Below are 1,715 nucleotides of genomic sequence, written 5' to 3' on the forward strand. Positions count from 1 at the left end.
CCACAGCGGGAAAAAAAACTGTGACGTAGCTGTGGTCGGGGAGGATGGACAACAGCGGCCATGCGGGAAGGTCTGCAAGAATGTTAATTCCTTGTTGCACCATAAACTAAAAGACCACACCGGGGAAAAAAAATGTCAGGTCACAGTGGTCGGGGAAGGTGGCCGACAGCGGCCATGCGGGAAGGTTTGTAGCAATGCTGCAGTTCTGTCGGCTCACAGAGCCCAATGTCACAACGGGCAAAAAACCTGTGACGTAACAGTGGTGGGGGAGGATGGCCAGCAGCGGCCATGCGGAAAGGTTTGCAAGAATATTCATGTCCTGTGGAATCACAAAAGCAGAAAGCACACCGGGCAGCAGGTCTGTGATGCGACCGTGATCGGGGAGGATGGTCAAAAACGGCCCTGCGGGATGATTTATAAGAATGCTAAATCCCTGTGGGATCACAAGAAAATACATCGAAAACGCAAGCCTGCTGATTTGGACCAGATCGATGACATCAGTCCCTGATCTGACATCCGCCCTTTCTCGAGGTTTTCTTGATCTATCCTTCCTCTCTGTGAACCAGAAAGCAAGGATGGAATTATTAAACACTCACTCATTGCGGCACTGCTGGTATTTTTGTTGTCTGCTGTTTGCCAGGCCGAAACGTTGACAGAACCTTTTATTGTTGAGTTTGGAGAGAAAACAGGTTTTCCAAACCAGAGCTTTTCTATGAAGCGTCACCTGAATACATTTTCAGACATGGCCGACGCAAACGGCTATGCAGGACCGGGCTCGCTGTTTGATAACAAACGATCCGGGATTGGCCGTTATGGAGCAAAAATATCTATCATTGAATCGACTTCATGGCAGTGGCCATATGCCACTTGCCTGCTGGCCGCTTTTGAATTGATCCTGATCGCCAAGAATGTTCCTATAAGCGCCATCCCTTATTCGAGCCCGGATTCAACACTGTTTAACCCTATTGAACAGCAGGAAGTAACATCTATGCTGACACAGGGGGATCGCTCACTTGCGGCCATCATCAGGATGTTTGGCTCTGAACATAGGCAACAACAAGGCCAGCCTTCAGAATCATCCGTTCAGGAAAAAACAGAAGCTTCCTCTCATCAAACAGGCTCTCTCACCAGTCCACTGAATGTTGACTATAGCGACGGTAACGGAGGCCCTCAAAAAAAATCGCATACTTTAGGCTTAAATTGTTTCGCCTATCCTTGCAGTGGCATTTGTCAATTCCGGCCACCATCCGATAGCGGAGAACGATCTGAAAGGCCGGTGAATTCTGAAGAAAATTCGACCATCCAGACAGAAGCAACATCCGGACAAAGCTCATGCTCTCATTTGGCTTATGGGTGCTGCCTTCGTTGCATGGTGTATTGTGATCCTCCAAGCACCACAAATTTACTGCAAAACCCGCCTTTCGAAACATGGTTTGATCTCTCTTCCATGCAATCCCCATACGTCACTGATCAAATATTTCAGAGTCTTTTCGAAGAAATCGGAATTTCCATATTGCTTGACCATTCAGAAACACAACAAACCACCGCTGAATCATCCCAATCGAGTCAGAGCCAGGCTCACCTTTCACAGTCCGGCGCAATACAGGCCAAAGATAACTGCCAACAAATCTGTGACGAGACACTAGTCGGGGAGGATGGCCGGGAGTGGGAGTGCGGGGCGGTGTGCAAGAATGCCCGAGGTACGTCGTGTCATC

2 protein-coding genes are annotated in these 1,715 nt (G+C 48.8%); both read left to right on the forward strand.

What is annotated here, in order from left to right:
• Window positions 1–508: hypothetical protein (locus KDK17_RS19200; protein WP_257288841.1), on the forward strand; the 508-nt coding region annotated here is incomplete at its 5' end.
• 141 nt (window positions 509–649) lie between these two features.
• The coding region (locus KDK17_RS19205; protein WP_257288842.1) for a hypothetical protein at window positions 650–1,715 on the forward strand (1,066 nt) is incomplete at its 3' end.

Origin of the sequence: Endozoicomonas sp. SESOKO2 (assembly GCF_024606245.1) — a bacterium.
GTDB lineage: Bacteria > Pseudomonadota > Gammaproteobacteria > Pseudomonadales > Endozoicomonadaceae > Endozoicomonas_A.